We start from the raw sequence: 18,129 nt of genomic DNA on the forward strand, positions 1-18,129 counted from the left end.
GGTTTAGAACGGAATCTCGTCGTCATCGATGCCGCCGGATGCAGGGGCAGGGGCGCTGGACTGGCCGCCATAGGGATCACCATAGCCTCCTCCGGCCTGATCACCGCCATAGCCACCACCGCCGCCACCGCCTTCACCGCGGGCATCCAGCATAGTCAGCTCGCTGCGGTAAGGGCGCAGGACAACCTCAGTCGAATAGCGATCCTGCCCCGACTGATCCTGCCACTTGCGGGTCTCTAACTGGCCCTCGACATAGACTTTGCTGCCTTTACGCAAATACTGCTCGGCAACGCGAACCAGAGGTTCCGAAAAGATGGCGACTGTGTGCCATTGGGTTCGATCCCGACGCTCACCAGTGTTGCGGTCTTTCCATGTCTCTGACGTTGCGATGCGCAGGTTGCACACCTTACCACCGTTCTGGAACGACCGCACCTCGGGGTCGGCACCGAGATTGCCGATCAGAATGACCTTGTTGACTGAACCCGCCATATATTCCCTCGTTTTACTCTGACTGGATGGCGCCCGAATCTGGCGCTGTATTCTGGTGCTGACCCTATACGGGCTACGACTTGGTTGAAACATGATTGATCGTGCAACGCTGAGCAGGAAAACATTAGGACTGTCTTAACCAAGCTTTCATTTCCGGCTGATTTAACTATAATCTGATTGGTTGTTGAGGGTGCAGGATTGGCATTAATGCGTTTTCTGGTCGGCGGTATCTCGGTATTGGGTCTTTGTCTGACGTCGTTCGCGACGCAGGCAGAAACGCTGTCCACCAAGAATCGCAAGGCGATATTCCTCAAGCAATCCAAGGTTTTGGATAATCGGGCCGCTACGCAATATCGCGGCTCTGAACGGCTTAAACCCAAGACCGAGCGTGGGAAATTCGTCAAGCGTTACTCTGGTAACTATCGAGGCCAGTATCTGGATCATGCCAGAAAAGCAGCGCGGCAACATAACGTGCCGGAAGAACTTTTCCTGCGACTTGTTCAACAAGAAAGCGGGTGGAACCCGAATGCCAAATCCCACAAAGGGGCCTTAGGTCTTGCGCAACTGATGCCCCAGACCGCGCGGCTGCTGGGCGTCAATCCGCACGATCCGATCCAGAATCTGGAGGGTGGTGCGCGTTATCTTTCCTGGCAATACCGCAAGTTCAAGTCCTGGCGCCTTGCACTGGCAGCTTACAATGCAGGGCCCAAAGCAGTTGAAAAGCACGGCGGAATTCCACCCTACAAGGAAACCCAGAACTACGTAAAAGTGATCTGGGGGGGCTAGCTGCGCCGCAGCGTGTCTGTTTCTTGATCTACCGCCAAACGCTGTCCTAGTCTGATTGGATAACCTTTCGGACTTGTGCGAATTACGATGATCCAAGATCGACCCAACATACCACCCGAAACAATGGCGAACTGGCAGCGTTTGGTCGACCTTGTTTCGCAGCTGGCCGATGTGCCCGCCACTTTGATCATGAAGACCGAAGCGCCGGATCATGCGGTTCTGATCACATCGGATCATCCAGAAAACCCATACCCGGTCGGCATGAATTTTCGACTGAACCCCAAGCTCTATTGTCAGGGCGTTCTGGAACGCGACGGCGAATTTGTTGTCGAGGACGCAACATGTGACCCGGCCTGGAGCGACAATGAGGACATGGAGCATGGCATGTCCTTCTATATCGGTTTTCCGCTGAAGTGGCCGGATGGTTCGGTATTCGGAACAATCTGCGTCTTGGACCGTCACCGCAATCGCCGAGCCTTGTTGTTTCGTGAAGGTTTGGCACAGTTTGCGCGCATGGTTGAATCGGATTTGGCTTTGATCCAAGAGGTTTACCTGCGCCGAGCGCTGGAAGTGAAGTTGAATGAAACTCTGGCGCAACTGGAGCACCGCGTCGCGGCGAGGACGCGGGAGCTGCAGGAAACAAACACGGCGCTACGGGTGCTGTTGACCAGTTTGGACGACGATCGGAAAGACCGGGATCAGGATATCGTAGATCAGGTTCGCACGATGGTGTTGCCTTATCTGGACAAGTTGCGCGGGCTATTGACCGAAGGCGACGCCTCGCAAGTTTATCTGGAATTGGCCGAGCGCAATCTGCAAGAGATTACTTCAATGATTTCCGACAAGCTTTCGGATGCGTTTTCGGTCATGACGCCGACCGAGATCGAAATTGCTCAGCTGGTCATGTCGGGCAAAACCACGAAAGATATCGCCCGGGCGATGTCGCGCGAAACTTCTACAATTGATTTTCATCGTAACAATATTCGTCGAAAACTTGGCCTCGAAGGCCGTGACCAGAACTTGCGAAGCCATCTTTTGTCGATTTCGTGATTTCTGAATATGGGGATTTCCCCCATATTCCCCCCCGATTTTTCTGATCTGAGCAACCTGTGCCACGCGCGCTAGGCTGGTCGCAAGGGTGCGGACCAAGCCGGGCCTTTTCAACTCGGGAGGATAAAAAATGGATCGCAAAGATCTGAAACCCACAATTCTAAACGGAGAACGCGACACATTGGCAACTGGTCTGTCGCGTCGATCGTTCTTTATGGCTGCCGGGGCCGCCGGTGTCGGTGCAGGGGCCTCACTGTTGGGTAGCAAACCGGCCGAGGCGCAATCGCAGGCCTGGCTGCAGCCTGGCAACAATAACCATGTAATCGATCTACAGGGCTCGACTGGTCAGGCAAGTACGGGAGCGGTTGGAATCGATTATTACGGTCACTGCGCGATCAAAATTACCTCTCCAAACGGAGCGACCGTATTGTTTGATCCTTGGCGCGATGATCCCTCCGGCGCGTGGGGCCTGTGGTTCCGCAACGAGTTCCCGCAGATCCCAGTTGATATCACTATGTCCACTCATGCTCATTTTGACCATGACGCTATCGAGCGGCCAAGTTCCACAATGGTTTTAGACAGGATGGCGGGCATTTTTGAATTTGCTGATCTTAAGATCACAGGTTTTGCTGACAAACATGCCTGCGTTGCGCCGGGTTGGTACGAATGGACCAACGCCTTGGCCGAGTTTGGCGCGGAAGCTTGTCCGCCCAACAACGTCGGACATATGGACATGGTGGTCTACCTTGTCGAAACCGGAGGCATTCGCACCTTGATCTGGGGCGACAACCGCCACAATCCGCCTCAGGAGTTCTGGGATGCTTTAGGACAGGTAGACGTGCTGACTTTGCCCGTCGACGGATCGGAACACATCCTTAGCTTCGATCAGGGCAACGATATTGTCGCCAAGCTCAAGCCCAAGATCATCATCCCGACGCACTACCTCAATGAGGTTACGTCATACACGCTTACGACGCTGCAGGCCGCAGACGATTGGGTCAAAAGCCAGCAGAGTTACAAGATGCTCGACAGCGCCAGTCTAAAACTGGAAGCCGGAGATGTGGCGGGTATGAACCAGGAGTTCATGCACTTCGGCAACAACGTGATGACGGGCTGATTACGATCAGAAACTGCCACTCACCCACGACCTGCGTCGCCTGTCTCCCCAATAAACGTGACGCAAATTGAAAGGGCCGGTCTTTGACCGGCCCTTTTCTTTCGTTCGTGCGGATTTATTCGGCCGCAATTTTGATAACCGGCTCCATTTTGGCCAGAATGTCTTCGGCAAGGTGACATTTCACCTGATGACCATCCGCAAGTGTTTGCACCGGGGGCACATGGGATTCGCATCGCCCATCCGGCACTTCTGATTTCCAGCGACAGCGTGTTTGGAACGGGCAACCCGGCGGCGGATTCATGGCCGAGGGGATATCGCCCTCAAGCACGATGTGCTGCTTTTCGATCGATGTGTCCGCGATTGGAACCGCACTTAACAATGCCTCAGTGTAGGGATGATAGGGTGGGCTAAAGACCTGATCGGTGGTGCCCAGTTCAACCACATGCCCCAGATACATCACCATCACACGGTCACTGAGATAGCGCACGATTGAAAGGTCGTGACTGATGAACAGCAGCGTGGTTTTGTGCTCGCGCTGAATTTCCATCAACAGGTCTGTAACGGCAGCTTGTACGGATACGTCCAGCGCCGAAACCGGTTCATCCGCAACCACGATCCGTGCATCACCGGCAAAGGCGCGGGCGATACCGACGCGCTGCTTCTGACCGCCTGATAGCTGGCGTGGCATCCTGTCCGCGAAGGCGCGGGGCAATTTCACGAGATCCAGCAGTTCCAGCATCCGCTTCTTGCGATCGGCCTCGGAGTCACCGACACCAAAGATTTCCAGCGCCCGGATGATTTGACGGCCTACGGTCATCGACGGGTTCAGCGTGTCGAACGGGTTCTGAAACACCATCTGCACTTCGCCAACGGTCTTGGCGTCGCGTTCTTCGATGGGCACGTCCTCGATATTGCGATTGTCCAGCAGGATCTGCCCGTCGGTGGCCGTTTCCAGCCCCATCAAGACCTTCGCAAAAGTGGATTTGCCGCAACCGGATTCGCCGACGATGGCAAGCGTCTCGGATTCATGCGCTTCAAAGCTTAGCGTCTCATTGGCCTTGACCACTTTGGTCTCACCACCGCCGAACAATGCATTCGCAGCCACCTCATAGTATTTCTTGAGGTTATCCATTTTCAGAACAGTCCGGCCAATCTCGCCTTTCTCTTTCTGCTCACCAACGGTGATTGGCGCGTTCCAGTCGATTTCCTGGAATTTCAAGCATCGCGTATGGTGTCGGTCGTTGCCCGGTACCGCCTCCATCAGGATATCCTTGGCGTCACAGCGGCCTTCTTCGAAATAGTCGCAGCGCGGACCAAAGTTACATCCCGGAGGCCGCTCATGGGGCAGGGGAAAGTTCCCAGGTATGGCCACCAGCGGGCGCGAGTTCTTGTCAGCGCCCGGCAGCGGGATCGAGCGGAACAGCGCCTGCGTATACGGGTGCTGCATCTCGTCGAATACATCCTTGATCGAGCCACGCTCGACGGCTTCACCTGAATACATCACGCACAGCCGGTCGCAGGTTTCCAGCACCAGACCCAGATTGTGCGAAATGAACAGCATCGAGGTGCCGTATTTCTTGCCCAGATCCTTGACCAACTCGACCACGGCGGCCTCGACCGTCACGTCCAGAGCGGTTGTTGGCTCATCCAAGATCAACAAGGCAGGTTTCGACATCAGCGCCATCGCAATCACGATCCGCTGCTGCTGACCGCCTGACAGCTGATGCGGGAACGAGTTCAGCATCCGCTCAGGGTCGGGCAGGCGTACATCGGTGACGACCTCCAGCGCACGCGCGTAGGCCTCTTCCGCGCCCACACCTTCGTGGATCATCGGCACTTCCATCAGCTGCTTGCCGATCTTCATCGCCGGATTCAGCGATGCCATCGGCTCTTGATAGATCATCGCGATTTCATTGCCACGTATGTCGCGCAGCTCTTCGGTGGTCATTTCACCCAGATCACGCCCCTTGAACTTGATCGAGCCACCGACGATGCGGCCATTCTTGCCCAAATCCTGCATGACACCCAACGCCACGGTAGATTTCCCACAACCTGATTCACCCACCAAACCGACGGCTTCGCCGGGTTGCACACTGACCGAGAAATCCATCACGGCAGGGATCTCACGAAGGCGGGTAAAGAAGGAAATCGAAAGCTTGTCGATCTCCAGGATTGGCCCGTCATAATCCGCCAGTTTGTTCATCTTATTACTCCTCGCGAGAGTCCGGGGGTTCCCCTTCATCTGGCTAAAAATATCTCGGGGGTCCGGGGGCAGAGCCCCCGGCCTCGATCACAATCAGTCCTTCAGACTTTCTTCGCGCAGACCATCCGCCAGCAGGTTCAAGCCAAGAACCAGCGACAGCAATGCCAGCGCGGGCGGCAGTGCGGGATGTAGATAGATCGACAGAAGCTTGCGCCCCTCGTTGATCGTCGAGCCCCAGTCCGGGCTTTCCGGTGGCAGCCCCAGCCCGAAGAAACCCAAGGTTCCAAGCAGGATGGTCGTGTAGCCGATGCGCAGGCAGAAATCGACGATCAGCGGGCCACGCGCGTTGGGCAGGATTTCCCACAGCATGATGTACCATGGACCCTCGCCGCGCGTTTGGGCCGCAGCCACATAGTCGCGAGTTTTGATGTCCAGCGCCAGTCCGCGTACGATGCGGAACACGGTCGGAGAGTTCACGAAGACCACCGAGACGAACACCACCAGAATACCGCCTGGAATATCGAACAGATCAAGGTAGGTCGGCAGACCCCAGATGCGGTAGCTGTCGGTGTTGATGATGTAGCCACCGGTCGAAATCAGCGACAGGTAGAGCCAGAGCGCAACACCCAGAACGCCGATCAACAAAGGCGTTCGAAAACTGGGACGCGTATAGAAACGCGAATTCAGCAGAACGCCGAGGAAGATGATCGGGAACACGAATAGGATCGCCGCCATATAGTTCGGCACGCCGGTCGCTACGATCTCGGGCGTGACCAAAAGGTAGAACAGCAAGATAACGGGAAAAGCCAGGATCAGGTTCGCGAGGAATGACAGGAGCGTATCCAGACGCCCGCCATAGTAGCCTGCGGGTAAACCCAGAGTGATACCGACCATGAAGGCAAACATCGTCGCCAGCGGCGCGATCTGCACGACGATCCAAGCACCTTTAACCATACGGCTAAAGACGTCGCGCGCGAGGTTATCTCCACCCAGCAAATACCAAGCGTATTGACCGTCCTCCAGATTGGGAAGCGGGGTGCCCGGCACTTTGTTCTTCATACCCGAGACCTGCGACAGGGGATCGTGGGTTACGATCAGATCGAGTGCGCCAAATATGCCGGTGAACACCCAGAACATCACAAGGCCAAAGCCGATCATACCAATGGGGCTGTCGAACAGCTTGCCATACAGGCCCAGCTTGCGCTTGAACGCAATCGACATCGCATAAAGGATGATCAGCGACAGCCAGACGGGCAGAAACTGCTGAGAGATAGCGCCGATGATGCCAGCACTGGTCCCCATCAGGATGCCAAGGACAATGTACGCCACCGCAATTCCCACACTTGCCAGAAAGCTATAGCGTAGCGACGATTGTATCAGGATTCTTAGGCCAGAGCTCGAACTGAGCGTCCCATCGGCATTCACAATCATCTGATCTTCGGGCAGCACGATACTTGCCAGCATCCAGACAACGATGGACAAAAGCATCAGTCCCAACGCAAGCATCAACAGCGGGTTCAGGAAGGCGATAGAGCCGGTCCAGGTAAGTGGTTCCATGATCTATCCCTCCTTACGAAATGCGGATGCGCGGGTTGAGGTAGACATAGCCGATATCCGAGATCAGCTGCGTCACCAGCACCACGAAGACCGACACGACCGAGATCGCCAGCAGCAGCTGGATGTCATTGTTGCCCGCTGCCTGTACGAGCGCCCAGCCAAAGCCCTTGTAGTTGAACAGGGTCTCGACGATCACGACACCATTCAGCAGCCATGGGAACTGCAGCATAATGACTGTAAAGGGCGCGATAAGCGCGTTGCGCAGCGCGTGTTTCATGACGATATTCGGGAATGACACGCCTTTCAGACGCGCCGTCCTGATGTATTGCGCCGTCATCACCTCGGTCATTGAGGCGCGGGTCATCCGGGCGATATAGCCCATCCCGTAAAGCGCGATGGTCAACACTGGTAGGAAGAAATTCTCAAATGTCGGGTTCTCCATCGCCTGAGTGGCGGTGCCTTTGAACCATTTGAGTCCGACGGCGGAGGATGTGAAGATCGCTATGAAGATAACGCCCGAGACGTATTCTGGGGTCGCCGTCGTCGTGATGGCAAAGGTTGAAAGCGTCCGGTCAGTGGCCGAACCTTCCTTCATCCCGGCCAGGATGCCCAGAATGAGTGCCGAAGGGACCATCAGCAGCATCACCCAGAACATCAGCCGTCCGGTCAGTGCCAGCCGGTTGCCAACAACGGTAGAGACCTCTTCCTTGAAGACAGTTGAATATCCCCAGTACCCCTGCAGGATACCGCAGAAATTCGGAGATTCCTCGGCAGTTTTGCCTGGCAGGATACATCTACCCTGAACGGTTCCGTCCTCATTTGTGTGTCGGAACGAGGGCAGGACACCGAGCCATTCACCGTATTTGATCGGCGTGGACTGGAGGTAGCCGTTTTTCTCCAGATAGCTTTCGACCTGTTCATCAGACATCCTGAAATTGCCCTGCGTCTTCGCAAGCTTTTCCAGGTTCGGGTAGAGATTGGTAAGGAAGAAGACCAGGAATGTCAGGCACAATGCTGTCAGCAGCATAATCCCCACACGCCTTAGAATAAAAAGTCCCATGTTAGCCCCTGTTGATCGGCTGGCGTGACAGGCATTTCGCCCCACGCATTGCTATTATTCTGGTCGCCGTATTGAGGACGAAGGGCCGCGCCAGATTGGCGCGGCCCTTGTAGGTTTCGGCTTAGGAAGTCAGGCCGAACTTATAAAGCTGCGGCAGGTCCGCAATGTGCTTTTCGACACCGACCATATTATCGCGGTGGTGACGCATCGCGGTCCGCCAATAGGGCTGGATGACCACGCCTTCGTCGATCATGATCGCCTGCAGTTTCGCCATCACCTCGCGGCGCATATCGACATCCGCGATCGAGTTCGCCTCGGCCAGCAGCTTGTCGAACTCTTCGTTGGCAAAACCAGACTCGTTCCAAGCGACACCCGACTTATACGCCAGTGCCAGAACCTGCGTGCCCAGCGGGCGGTGGTTCCAGTTGGTCGAGGAATACGGGTACTTGGTCCAGTCGTTCCAGAATGTCGAACCGGGCAGAACCGTGTGCTTTGCCTTGATGCCCGCATCGTTCAACTGAGCCACTACCGCAGCCGTGGTATTGCGACGCCAGTCATCGTCGATCGACTGCACTTCGTGCTCGAAATCGCCCATACCCGCTTCGTCCATCAGCGCCTTTGCGCCTGCCGGATCGTAAGGGATACGCGTCACAGCCGAGTCGTACTCGGGGTGCATCGGGCCTACATGACAGTTGTCGGCAGTGATGCCGTAGCCGGACATGCCAAGTTCAAGGCAGACGGCGTTGTCGACTGCCATGGCGAGGGCCTGACGGACCCTCTTGTCGCCATAGATTTTGTTGCCATCGGCGTCTTCAGCCAGCTGGTTGGGGCGAATGACAATGGTAAAGCCCGATGGGATTTCCGAGCGGACAAGGCCAATACTGTCAAAGATGTCGACAAACTCGCCAACCGATTCCCAGTTCATATCGATCTCTTCGGCCTCATAGGCGGCCAGGAAAGCGGCAGGGTCAGTGCCATAATCGATGAATTCGATCCGGTCGATATAGCCGCCTTTACCAGCTTCGTAGCCCCACCAGTCAAAGCCTTCGTTGCGGACCAGTACGCCCTTCACGCCGACCTCATGGCTTTCGGGCATCATGAAACCCGTACCAACTGGGTTGGACAGCATATCATTTGCATCAAAGCTGCTGTGTACGATTGCACCCGGATAGTCTGCCATGCCGGGGATGATCGTGATATCCGGCGCGTTGCACTTCAGCTTGACTGTATGCGAGTCGACAACGGTGATGGCGCCATCTGCGGCTTTCTGAGTGCTCTCATCCATCAGTGAGGCCATGCGCGAGGCCATCGAGTTCCCTTCCAGAGACCCGTCGCACCAACCTTCGATATTGCGAGCTACGTCTTCGGCAGTGAAATCGTCACCATTGTTCCACTTCACACCTTTGCGGACGTTCAGCGTGTATTCGGTGGCGTCATCATTGGCTTCCCAGCTTTCCAGCAGCATGGGTTTGAACGAGCCGTCATTATTGTATTCGACAAGATATTCCAGCCAGCCAGCCGTGAAGGTTGCGATCTGCGTCCAGTCATATGTGCGCGGATCTTTCAGTGCGCGCACTTCCATTTGATAGCGGATGGTGCCGCCACGCTGAGGTTCGGCAGCGGCTGCCGGTGACTGCAGGCCAATCATGCCATATGCCGTCGGTACGGCAACGCCCAGCGCGGTTACACGGGCCAGAAATTCACGACGGCTCAGATTGCCCTCACGATATTCCTTGGCGTGCATCTCTGCCGCCCAATGCATCGGCTTTCCGTTGATTGTCTGGTTTTCCATAGATGTCTCCCTGTGACACATAATTTTTTTTAGATTTCGTGTTTCTGATTGATAGAGCCGGGCACTACAGGGACCGTTTGGTCTCGGTTGGTAGGGCCACGGGCTTGGATTTACGATTTATCAACATCCCCATAGCCGCATTCGGCACCAGTTTTTTCCCTGCGTCAATGTTGGAAATCGTCATAGATGGTACAAAAACGACATCCGGGCAGAAAGTGAGGTTCGGAAAGTTTCAATGTGAAAGGAAACGAGTCGCGTTGTGACGGATAGATGGATACATATCTATCTCTCACCATGGTGCTGATTAAGGCGTTGTTATATTGGGCTTTATCGTATCCGGCGACTGCAACCTTCAACGCGCTGCGTCAAGGTGATGCCAGAACTTCATGCGCGCACGGAACCATGTGCGTTGGCGCTTGGCAAACTGACGTGTCGCGATCGTCGCTTTTTCGCGCGCCTCATCCAGTGTCATGCGGCCGTCCAGGTAGCCCATTAGCTCCGGAACGCCGATCGCTTTACAGGAGGAAAAAGAGGGGTCATAGCGATCGCGCATGGCCTCCACTTCCTCTATAGCTCCTTGGTCCAACATCAGGTCGAACCGTCGGTTGATGCGATCCAGCAGCCAGTCTTTTCTGGCGTCGAAAACAATCGGTACCGTGTTTTGAATATCCAGTATCGGGGCGGGTGTGTCGGCCTGCCAATCCGAAAGGGATCGCCCGGTTGCGTTCTGAACCTCCCAGGCGCGTTGAACACGCGCGCGGTTTTGGGTGTCGATCCTCTGCAGGGTCAGACCGTCCAAACCCGCGATTAGTTCTTGCAACGGCAACTTATCCGCGTGTTCCCGGATTTCCGGCGGGGTTGCGGGGATATCGGCCATCCCCTCGGTCAGAGCTGTGAAATACAGACCGGTCCCTCCGACGATTATCGGACGAGGGCGTTGCGACAGCATCGGCGTGACCTCTCGCAGCCAATGACCAGTCGAATAGGTCTGGTCATAGGCAACATGCCCATACAGACGGTGCGGTGCGCGGGCCTCATCCTCGGGCGAGGGGCGGGCCGAGATAATACGCCAGCAGTCATAGACCTGACTAGCATCGGCGTTGACAATCACGCCTCCGAAACGCTCGGCGATCAACAGCGCCAGCGCCGATTTACCCGAGGCAGTGGGCCCGGCGATCAATACAGGTTTGTCATCGGGAATCGACGGCAATTGCGCCAAAAGCCGGTTCTCAGAGTTGTCGGCCATGACTGGTTGCCCCGTTCCTGACTATCCGCATTGAACCTGCGGAGGTTTTGCTTCATTTTGCGCCGGAAAATAACCCCGTGCCAGCCCGGAGCGCAACATGAGCCTTTCCCCTTCCGTCGAGACCACCGAGACCCCAAAAACAACATATGACCGTGTCATGTTGAAGATTTCCGGCGAGGCGCTGATGGGAGATCAGGGATTCGGACTGCATCCGCCCACCGTTCAGCGCATCGCGCAAGAGGTCAAATCGGTTCATGATCTTGGTGTTGAGATTTGCATGGTCATCGGTGGTGGCAATATCTTCCGTGGTCTGTCTGGTTCGGCGCAGGGGATGGAGCGTACGACAGCCGACTACATGGGTATGCTGGCGACTGTCATGAACGCGCTGGCGATGCAATCCGCTCTGGAGGGGGTAGGGGTCTTTACACGTGTAATTTCGGCCATTCGGATGGATGAGGTGTGCGAGCCCTACATTCGCCGCCGTGCTGTTCGTCACCTTGAGAAAAAGCGGGTTTGCATCTTTGCCGCAGGAACCGGGAACCCCTATTTCACCACCGATACCGCTGCGACTCTGCGCGCTAACGAAATGGCGTGTCAGGCGATCTTCATGGGCAAGAACGGTGTGGATGGCGTTTATGACAAAGACCCCAAGGTACACTCGGATGCAGTGCGCTATGATCAGGTTTCCTATGACGATGTTTTGGCCAAGCGGCTGCGCGTGATGGACGCATCGGCCATTGCATTGGCGCGCGACAACAATCTGCCACTGATCGTTTTCGGTCTGGATGAACCCGGCGGGTTCCGCGGCATCCTGGCGGGCGAAGGGACTTATACCAAAGTTCAGGGCTAATGCTGATTTGAGCAACACTGAGCCGGGCATCTCTGCCCGGCATTTTCCTACCTAAAAGAAACTAAGCCCCGCGTGGGCCAATGACTTCGTCAGTGCACGCATTGCGTGGCGGCAAAAAATACCATTAACGCAATCACTTGACCCAACCTTCTACCTCTGGCTATCTGGCCGGGTCTGCTGGTGGTGATGGGGCCATCATGGGGGCTGCCGTCGATCCTTACCCGTTCCAAGGACCTGCGGCTGGGCTGGAAGACCTGCCTTGTTTTCGGGGATGTCCGGACTTTGCGCGGGCAACGACCCGGACTGTAGTGCATGATAAGGGAGAGAGATGCGATGGGCGCTCTTGATATTGAATTCGTTCGGGCACAGTTCCCGGCCTTTTCGGAACCCAGCCTTCAGGGACAGGCCTTTTTTGAGAATGCAGGTGGATCCTATACCTGCAAACCTGTGCTTGATCGGTTGAGCCGGTTCTACACCCAGCGAAAGGTTCAGCCCTACGCGCCCTATGAGGCGAGCCGTGCGGGTGGCGTGGAAATGGACGAAGCACGAGCGCGACTTGCCGCGATATTAGGGGTGGAAACAGATGAGCTGAGCTTTGGCCCTTCGACGACGCAGAACACCTATGTACTGGCTCAGGCATTCCGGCAGTGGATGCAGCCGGGCGAAGCGATTGTCGTGACCAATCAGGACCACGAAGCAAACTCGGGGCCCTGGCGGCGATTGGCCGATGAGGGGATCGAAATTCGGGAATGGAAGATTGATCCGGAGAGTGGGTCTTTGAACCCGCAAGATTTGGAGAATTTGCTGGACGAGAAAGTGCGGCTGGTGTGCTTTCCGCATTGCTCGAATGTCGTTGGGGAAATCAACCCGGTCACCGAAATCACCGCGATCGCCCATGCTGCGGGTGCTTTTGCCTGTGTCGACGGGGTTTCTTACGCACCGCACGGGTTCCCCAATGTCGGTGATCTGGGCCCTGATATCTATCTGTTTTCCGCCTACAAAACCTATGGCCCGCATCAGGGTTGCATGGTTATTCGACGAGCTCTGGGTGAATTGCTGCCCAACCAAGCGCATTATTTCAACGGCGACACTCTTTTCAAGCGGTTCACACCAGCCGGGCCTGATCATGCTCAGATCGCGGCCAGCGCAGGCATGGCGGACTATGTGGACCTGCTTTGTGCCCATCATGGCGGACCGGAAGCAGGAGCTTCGGCACGGGGGTCCTTTGTGCATGATCTGATGCGGGAACACGAGGTCGCTTTATTGCAACCTCTACTGGACGCGGTCAAAGACCGGAACGCTCTGCGCCTGATCGGACCGTCTGATGCCAGTCGGCGCGCACCGACGGTAGCGTTAAGTCTGAATAAGAAGGCCGAGCCTGTTGCTGCCGAGTTTTCCAAACACGGTATCATGGCAGGTGGCGGTGATTTCTACGCACATCGCCCGTTGCAAGCGATGGGCGTTGACGCAGAACAAGGGGTCTTGCGCCTTAGCTTTACACACTACACCAGTCGACAGGAAATTGATCAGCTTTTGGAGGCGCTTGACCGCGTTTTGTGATCCAGTTTCTGCGGCGCTTCGTAGTTCGAAGAAAACATGGGGCGGACATGGATTTTGATCATTCTCCGATCATTTTGTGGTTCAGGCGCGATCTTCGGTTAGGAGATCATCCGGCGCTGAGCGCGGCGGTGCAATCAGGTCGACCCATCGTGCCCGTATTTGTTCTAGATCATCAGGTTCAGACTTTGGGTGCCGCGCCGAAATGGCGCCTTGGTCTGGGCCTTGACGCTTTTGCCGGCAGGCTTGAGCAGCTTGGCAGCAAGTTGATACTGCGCCAGGGTCAAGCACTGGATGTTCTTTGTGAACTGGTCAGAGAAACTGGGGCAGGCTCCGTATTCTGGACGCGGGCTTATGATCCAGAGGCGATCAACAGGGATACCCAGATCAAGGCTGCTTTGACCGAACAGGGTATCCAGGCACAGTCTTTTGCTGGCCTGCTTTTGTTTGAGCCTTGGACGATCGCCACCAAAACCGGCCAGCCGTTTCGGGTCTTCACTCCGATGTGGCGATCAGTGCAGGGGCGCGAAGTCTCTTTGCCCGAGCCCGCGCCCACGCGGCTTATGACGCCGAAAACCTGGCCTGCGTCCGATCAATTGCCTGATTGGCGTCTGGATCGGGATATGCAGCGCGGGGCCGCAGTGGTCCGCCCGTTTGTCCACCCGGGTGAAAATGCGGCGCTGGACCAGTTGGACGCGTTTCTGGAACGTATTGATCAGTATCGCGAACAGCGGGATCAACTGGATCAATCTGGTACCTCTGATCTTTCAGAATACCTTGCACTGGGCGAGATCGGGCCGCGTACAATCTGGCACCGGGTGCAAATCGCCGACCAAACCGGAGCGCATGGTGGTGAAGGCTATCTGCGTCAGCTTGTGTGGCGTGAGTTCGCATATCACTTAATGTACCACTGGCCGCATCTTCTGAGTGCCAATTGGAAGCCTGAATGGGACGCATTCCCTTGGAATACTGATCCCTACACCCCCGAAGTGCGCGCGTGGCGTCAGGCAAGAACCGGAATTCCGCTTGTCGATGCCGGTCTAAGACAAATGTATGTCACCGGACGCATGCACAATCGGGCTCGGATGATTGTCGCGAGTTATCTGACAAAGCATCTGATGACGCATTGGAAAATCGGCGCAGACTGGTTCGGGGATTGCCTGATCGACTGGGACCCAGCTGCAAATGCGATGGGATGGCAATGGGTGGCCGGTTGCGGCCCTGATGCCGCACCGTATTTCCGTATCTTCAATCCCGACACACAGCGCGAGCGGTTTGATCCAAACTCAGGTTATGTGCGTCGCTGGATTGCCGAGGGCCAATCCGAGCCGCCATCCACCGCGCTGGCCTATTTTGATGCCGTGCCGCGATCATGGGGGCTTTCTCGTGGCCAGATGTATCCCGCACCGGTGGTGGGGCTGAAGGAAGGCCGCGCCCGTGCGTTGGGCGCGTATAATGCCAGAAAAGACCAGTAAGGAACTGAAAACTTGCCAGAAACCGAATCCCGTCCTAGCTTTGACCCGCAACCGCAGAGGGGAGAGCGGATGTTCCTGACGAGCACCGAAGGGCAGGAAAACCTGCCGAGATATTTTACACAAGTCTTCAAGATGCTGAAGAGGATGGAGCGCGGCCGACTTGACATCGCGCTGCCCGACGGACGCATTTTCCGCGCGGATGCGCCACAACCAGGCCCCGTGGCACATGTGGACATCCACGACCCGGACGTCTTTTCCCGGCTGGTGCGCGAGGGAGAGTTGGGCTTCTCGGACGGCTACCTCGAAGGCGATTGGAGCACACCGGACCTACGCAGTTTCATGGACCTCGTGCATCTGGGAACTGAGACGGTCTACGATGATTTTACCGGACAGTTTCTAGTGCGAGCCTATGAAAGACTGCGGTTCTGGTTGCATCGTAACAACCGGTCGCAGGCGAAAAAGAACATCTCGTATCACTATGATCTCGGCAATGACTTCTATGGCCTGTGGCTGGATGACACGATGACCTATTCCAGTGCCATATTTGAAACGGGTCAGGAAAGCCTCGAAAAGGCGCAAACTGCGAAATACGCCAGCCTGGTGGATGAAATGGGGGCCAAACCGGGGGATCATATCCTTGAGATCGGGTGCGGCTGGGGTGGGTTCGCCGAATATGCCGCGAAAGAGCGTGGGTTGCGCGTCACCGGGCTGACCATTAGCCAAGAGCAGTTGAAGTTTGCTAGAGAGCGAATTGAAAAAGCAGGGCTTTCTGATCTGGTGGAGTTCAAGCTACAGGACTACCGCGATGAGCAGGGTCAATATGATGGAATTGCCTCGATCGAGATGTTCGAGGCGGTCGGTCAGAAATATTGGCCCGCATATTTCAACACGGTCCGTGATCGGTTGAAGCCGGGTGCCCATGCCACTTTGCAGATCATCACGGTCGCGGATCATCGTTGGGATATTTACAAGAACGGCGTTGATTTCATTCAGAAATACATCTTTCCCGGCGGGATGTTGCCAGCACCGTCTATCCTTAGAGATCAGATCGATCAGGCGGGGTTGACCGTTGTACGCTCAAAAGAGTTTGGCAAAAGCTACGATCTGACCCTGCGGCGCTGGTACGAGACCTTCAATGCCAAGTGGGATCAGATATCGGAGATGGGGTTTGATGAGCGTTTTCGCCGCATGTGGAATTATTATTTGACCGCATGTGGCGCAGCCTTTGACACCGGTAATTGTGATGTGACACAGATCACGATAGCCAAACCCAGTTGAAGAACGGAAAAATCGAATGCCTACAGCCTCACGTCTCGTCGCCGCGTTGTGTCTGCTGGTGATCGCGTTCCTTGTGTCGGGCATGATTATCGATAACGGGGAAGAGGGTAAGGACTATGGTTATTTCACCTACGTGAACATAATCCTGGGTTGGATCTGCGGCTGGGTTGTCATGGGTAAACGTGCTGGCCGTGGCTGGACCGCGGCCGTCAACAACGGTTTGACCGGTGTTGCGGCGCTGGTGTTCTGGGGGCTGTTCGTTCAGGGCACCTACGAGATGTTCAGTCAGGCGATGCGCCATCGGTTTGGTGGTCCGTTTGAGGCTCTGCTTGCTATCTTTCAGATCGGGATTGGCTATGGTGAACAGCTTCTGGCACCGGAAATCCTGCTTACGCTGGGTTTTGGTGCTGTTCTCAGCGGGATACTTACCGAAATTGCCTTTCGCCGCTGGCGTTAAATCTGATCTGCCAATTCGGGGCCTCAACTTTGTCCAATCTGTTTTTCTATGGCACTCTGCGCCATGTCTCTTTGCTGGAACTCGTCATGGGTCGCAGCGCAGACGATTTATCGGCGATGCAGGCTGTTTTGCCCGATCACGCCGTATATGCGGTTCAAGATCAACCCTTTCCAATGATTGTCACCGAAAAGGGCAGTAAGGCCAGTGGCGTTCTGGTGCAGGGCCTAGGTGACGTCGAGCGTAGTCGATTGGCCTTCTATGAAGGCGGGTTCGAATATGAACTGCGCCCGGAGACAATCGTGACTGAGGATGGAAAAGAACATCAGGCCTTGGTGTTCTTTCCGGATACTGACATTTGGAAAAAAGGCGCACCGTGGGATCTTGAAACCTGGATCAGGGATTGGGGTGCGCTTTCGGTGTTCGCGGCAGACGAGGTGATGGCCCATTTTGGAAGAGTCGATGCCTCGGACATCGTGCGCAGCTTTCCAGCTATGAGAACACGCGCCTGGGCCAGATTAGCGGCAAGACAACGTGGAACGGGGGATGAGCGGAGCGTTGCGGATGACGTGATCGTTCATGACCGCAAGCACGCTTATGTCAACTATTTTGGGATGGATGAAATTGAACTGCAGCATCGTCAGTATGACGGCGCCCTGAGCCCGGTGCTGCATCGCAGCGGGTTGATGCAAGGGTCTGCAGTGATCGTCCTGCCTTATGATCCGGTGCGCGACACGGTGTTGCTGGTAGAGCAATTTCGCGCGCCCGTGTTCTTGATCGACGACCCCGAGCCGTGGATGTGGGAGCCTGTGGCTGGCATGATCGACCCGGGCGAAACACCTCAGCAGGCGGCCACCCGCGAGGCCATGGAAGAAGCGCAGATTTCACTATACCAACTGGAATATGCAGGTGGTGCCTATTCATCCAGCGGATCGTCAACAGAATATGTTTATCTCTATGTCGGTCTTGGGGATCTGACTAGTACGGTTGAAAGCGGTGGCCTCGCTTCGGAAGGTGAGGATATCCGCAGCAGAATTCTGCCGTTTGATGAATTCATGAGCATGGTAGATGCTCATGTTTTCAAGGATCTGCCGCTTCTAACTCTTGCTTATTGGTTGGCGCGGAACCGCGATCGACTGCGCGCTAAGTGATCCCTGCTTGTGATCGCGTCAGGGCACCTGTAAATCTGCTGCAATACCATATTACAAGAGGATG

General features: G+C 55.7%; 16 protein-coding genes. 10 read left to right on the forward strand and 6 right to left on the reverse strand.

Annotated features, from left to right (window positions below):
• Positions 1-3: 3 nt before the first annotated feature.
• Positions 4-489, reverse strand: a complete 486-nt coding sequence (gene ssb / locus ACR0BI_RS01260) for a single-stranded DNA-binding protein (RefSeq protein WP_480561652.1) — start codon at positions 487-489, stop codon at positions 4-6.
• A 207-nt stretch (positions 490-696) separates the two neighbouring features.
• Between ssb and ACR0BI_RS01265 the strand changes: the two genes are divergently transcribed.
• The 3 genes from ACR0BI_RS01265 (at position 697) to ACR0BI_RS01275 (ending at position 3,442) form a co-directional block, all read left to right on the forward strand.
• Positions 697-1,275, forward strand: a complete 579-nt coding sequence (locus tag ACR0BI_RS01265) for a lytic transglycosylase domain-containing protein (protein WP_170421251.1) — start codon at positions 697-699, stop codon at positions 1,273-1,275.
• Positions 1,276-1,362: 87 nt separating this feature from the next.
• Complete coding sequence (locus tag ACR0BI_RS01270) at positions 1,363-2,325, forward strand: LuxR C-terminal-related transcriptional regulator (protein ID WP_170405297.1); 963 nt, start codon at positions 1,363-1,365, stop codon at positions 2,323-2,325.
• 130 nt (positions 2,326-2,455) lie between these two features.
• A complete protein-coding gene (locus ACR0BI_RS01275; protein WP_480561651.1) occupies positions 2,456-3,442 on the forward strand; it encodes an MBL fold metallo-hydrolase in 987 nt (328 codons plus the stop codon).
• Positions 3,443-3,557: 115 nt separating this feature from the next.
• Here the strand turns inward: ACR0BI_RS01275 and ACR0BI_RS01280 are convergent, their stop codons facing one another.
• The 5 genes from ACR0BI_RS01280 to miaA form a co-directional block, all read right to left on the reverse strand.
• Entirely contained in the window at positions 3,558-5,645 is a 2,088-nt protein-coding gene (locus ACR0BI_RS01280; RefSeq protein WP_170393301.1) for a dipeptide ABC transporter ATP-binding protein, read from the reverse strand.
• A 93-nt stretch (positions 5,646-5,738) separates the two neighbouring features.
• Complete coding sequence (locus ACR0BI_RS01285; protein WP_170510747.1) at positions 5,739-7,202, reverse strand: ABC transporter permease; 1,464 nt, start codon at positions 7,200-7,202, stop codon at positions 5,739-5,741.
• 13 nt (positions 7,203-7,215) lie between these two features.
• Positions 7,216-8,262 (reverse strand): ABC transporter permease, encoded by a 1,047-nt coding sequence (locus ACR0BI_RS01290; protein WP_170393299.1) that lies wholly within the window; start codon positions 8,260-8,262, stop codon positions 7,216-7,218.
• Between the two features lie 121 nt (positions 8,263-8,383).
• On the reverse strand, positions 8,384-10,054 hold the full coding sequence (locus tag ACR0BI_RS01295; protein ID WP_170393298.1) for an ABC transporter substrate-binding protein: 1,671 nt from the start codon (positions 10,052-10,054) through the stop codon (positions 8,384-8,386).
• A gap of 352 nt (positions 10,055-10,406) precedes the next feature.
• Positions 10,407-11,300, reverse strand: a complete 894-nt coding sequence (miaA, locus tag ACR0BI_RS01300) for a tRNA (adenosine(37)-N6)-dimethylallyltransferase MiaA (RefSeq protein WP_480561649.1) — start codon at positions 11,298-11,300, stop codon at positions 10,407-10,409.
• A gap of 97 nt (positions 11,301-11,397) precedes the next feature.
• Between miaA and pyrH the strand changes: the two genes are divergently transcribed.
• The 7 genes from pyrH to ACR0BI_RS01335 all read left to right on the forward strand — a co-directional run bounded on the left by pyrH (position 11,398) and on the right by ACR0BI_RS01335 (position 18,065).
• Positions 11,398-12,150 (forward strand): UMP kinase, encoded by a 753-nt coding sequence (gene pyrH / locus ACR0BI_RS01305; RefSeq protein WP_170405311.1) that lies wholly within the window; start codon positions 11,398-11,400, stop codon positions 12,148-12,150.
• Positions 12,151-12,287: 137 nt separating this feature from the next.
• The gene (locus ACR0BI_RS01310) at positions 12,288-12,497 is read left to right on the forward strand and encodes a hypothetical protein (RefSeq protein ID WP_170645933.1); all 210 of its coding nucleotides are present in this window, start codon (positions 12,288-12,290) and stop codon (positions 12,495-12,497) included.
• Positions 12,484-13,710, forward strand: a complete 1,227-nt coding sequence (locus tag ACR0BI_RS01315) for an aminotransferase class V-fold PLP-dependent enzyme (protein WP_480561647.1) — start codon at positions 12,484-12,486, stop codon at positions 13,708-13,710. Before ACR0BI_RS01310 ends, ACR0BI_RS01315 begins: the two co-directional genes overlap by 14 nt.
• Before the next feature lie 47 nt (positions 13,711-13,757).
• Positions 13,758-15,182, forward strand: a complete 1,425-nt coding sequence (locus ACR0BI_RS01320; RefSeq protein WP_480561645.1) for a cryptochrome/photolyase family protein — start codon at positions 13,758-13,760, stop codon at positions 15,180-15,182.
• A gap of 69 nt (positions 15,183-15,251) precedes the next feature.
• The gene (locus tag ACR0BI_RS01325) at positions 15,252-16,460 is read left to right on the forward strand and encodes an SAM-dependent methyltransferase (RefSeq protein WP_170393292.1); all 1,209 of its coding nucleotides are present in this window, start codon (positions 15,252-15,254) and stop codon (positions 16,458-16,460) included.
• Positions 16,461-16,476: 16 nt separating this feature from the next.
• The gene (locus tag ACR0BI_RS01330) at positions 16,477-16,917 is read left to right on the forward strand and encodes a TrgA family protein (protein WP_170405320.1); all 441 of its coding nucleotides are present in this window, start codon (positions 16,477-16,479) and stop codon (positions 16,915-16,917) included.
• Between the two features lie 29 nt (positions 16,918-16,946).
• Positions 16,947-18,065 (forward strand): NUDIX domain-containing protein, encoded by a 1,119-nt coding sequence (locus ACR0BI_RS01335; protein WP_170393290.1) that lies wholly within the window; start codon positions 16,947-16,949, stop codon positions 18,063-18,065.
• The last annotated feature ends 64 nt before the right edge of the window (positions 18,066-18,129 follow it).

The organism is Ruegeria sp. E5 (assembly GCF_056534105.1).